The sequence below is a fragment of the Enterobacter sp. SECR19-1250 genome (genome assembly GCF_013391025.1).
In the GTDB taxonomy this organism is placed as follows: Bacteria; Pseudomonadota; Gammaproteobacteria; order Enterobacterales; family Enterobacteriaceae; genus Enterobacter; species Enterobacter cloacae.
In genome coordinates this window covers 1-1,809 of record NZ_JACASJ010000240.1, presented here as the reverse complement: position 1 = coordinate 1,809, position 1,809 = coordinate 1, and the positions used below count along the sequence as shown (strand labels likewise).

Genomic DNA, 1,809 nt, shown 5'->3' with positions numbered 1-1,809 from the left:
ATGCGTGATCTGATCCTTCAACTCAGCAAAAGTTCGATTTATTCAACAAAGTCGGCTATATGCTGAAGCAGCAAAAATTATAAAAGAAAAATATCCCCATGTTGAGTTTTCTCTTTTAGGCCCAATAATTACTAACAACCCCTTTGCTATTGATGAAAGGGAGATAAATAATTGGGAAGAATTAGGGGTTATTGAATATTTGGGACATTCTGATAATGTGGCAGAAGTTCTTATTGGTTATGATTGTGTGGTTTTGCCATCATTTTACCGTGAGGGCGTTCCAAAATCTTTACTAGAAGCTGCTGCTTCAGGAAAAATTATTATCACTACAGATAATATCGGGTGTCGCGATGCTGTTATTGATGGTGTAACAGGGTTTTTATGCAAGCCAAAGTCGTTGGAAAGCTTATTGGAAGCATTTTATAAAGTACTGCAATTAGATTATAATAGCTTCATAAAAATGAAAGTAGATGCTAGGAAATTAGCCCAGGAAAAATTCGATGAGAATATCATAATCGAAGAATACCTTAAAACTGCATCTAATTAAAAATCTATACTTACACTTTGAATGAGGAGTGTTGTGAACATAATTCTTAGCTCACTGTATTATGAGAAAAATCGAGTCACTGGTGCAAATAAGAGATTTGATTTTTTTGGGAAGAACTTACAATCAAGAGAAAATATAAATCTTACTGTTTTGGTTAGAGAAGGTGAAGCTCCTGATTGGGCTGAAAATAGTATTACTCTCCCTCGCTATGATTCAATGCCTTCTGTTATTCGTCGGCTTGTCTATTGTATAAAATTAACTTTTATTTTTTATAGGCGTGATGGAGTGATTATTAATGATTTTATGCCGGTCCCGTTAATCTTTTCGAAACGTAATTATTACTATCAGCTTGTCCACGATATTAGAAATTTCACCGATTTTAATCGTGCGGCAGTAAAAAAAATATCAAGTTTGTTTCAAAAAATCCAATGGAGAATGGTCCCTAATATATTAACAGTCAGTTCTTTCACCAAGAATCAATTAATTAAATACTGCAATATTAACCCTAATAAAATTGCTGTATCATATAATGGAATTGATCCTGTAAAGCGGAATAAAGCTAAAAAAGATATCGATTTTCTATATATAGCTACATTTGAAAAGCGGAAAAACCATGATAATTTAATTAAAGCTTTTTCTGTCTATGTGAAAAATTGTGATCAGAATGCTAGATTATATCTTATAGGTCGTGATCTGGGTTATAGAAAACATATTGAGACCTTGATTTCTAAATATCAAATTGATAAATTTGTAACTATTATAGAAAAAATATCTGAGAGTGAATTAAAAAATATTTACGAGCGAACTTACTGTTTTGTTAACCCATCACTGTATGAAGGCTTCGGTATGCCATTAATTGAAGCTATGTATTTTGATTGCCATGTTATTTGTAGTGATATTGACGTTTTCCATGAAATTGCTAAAGAACATGCATATTATTTTGATCCCCTCGATCATGGTAGTATTCTTAACGCAATGAAGGAAATCAAGGATACTGAAATCAAAGGCGAAAGCAAAACATGTTATACAATAAAAAATTTTTCATGGTCTGCAATTGTTGATAATTTTTTAAACTTATTGGTTAAATAAAATGATACTACCAATCGTTATCGCTGGAGGTACAGGCTCGCGCTTATGGCCCCTTTCGAGGAGCCAATATCCTAAACAGTTTTTATCTTTATTGGATGAGAATAGTTTACTTCAAAATACGACTTTGTTGAATAAATCGAACTTTTGCTGAGTTGAAGGATCAGATCACGCAT

Annotated in this window: 2 protein-coding genes and 1 pseudogene; all 3 read left to right on the top strand. The window is 32.5% G+C overall.

Features of this window, described 5'->3' with window-relative positions; all coding sequences use genetic code 11:
- The first annotated feature begins 40 nt into the window (after window positions 1–40).
- Complete coding sequence (locus HX884_RS26270; protein WP_178329024.1) at window positions 41–547, top strand: glycosyltransferase; 507 nt, start codon at window positions 41–43, stop codon at window positions 545–547.
- Between the two features lie 33 nt (window positions 548–580).
- Window positions 581–1,636 (top strand): glycosyltransferase family 1 protein, encoded by a 1,056-nt coding sequence (locus HX884_RS27530; RefSeq protein ID WP_058681650.1) that lies wholly within the window; start codon window positions 581–583, stop codon window positions 1,634–1,636.
- A gap of 1 nt (window position 1,637) precedes the next feature.
- Window positions 1,638–1,757 (top strand): annotated as a pseudogene (locus HX884_RS26260) (sugar phosphate nucleotidyltransferase); the annotation flags it as partial.
- Between the last annotated feature and the right edge of the window lie 52 nt (window positions 1,758–1,809).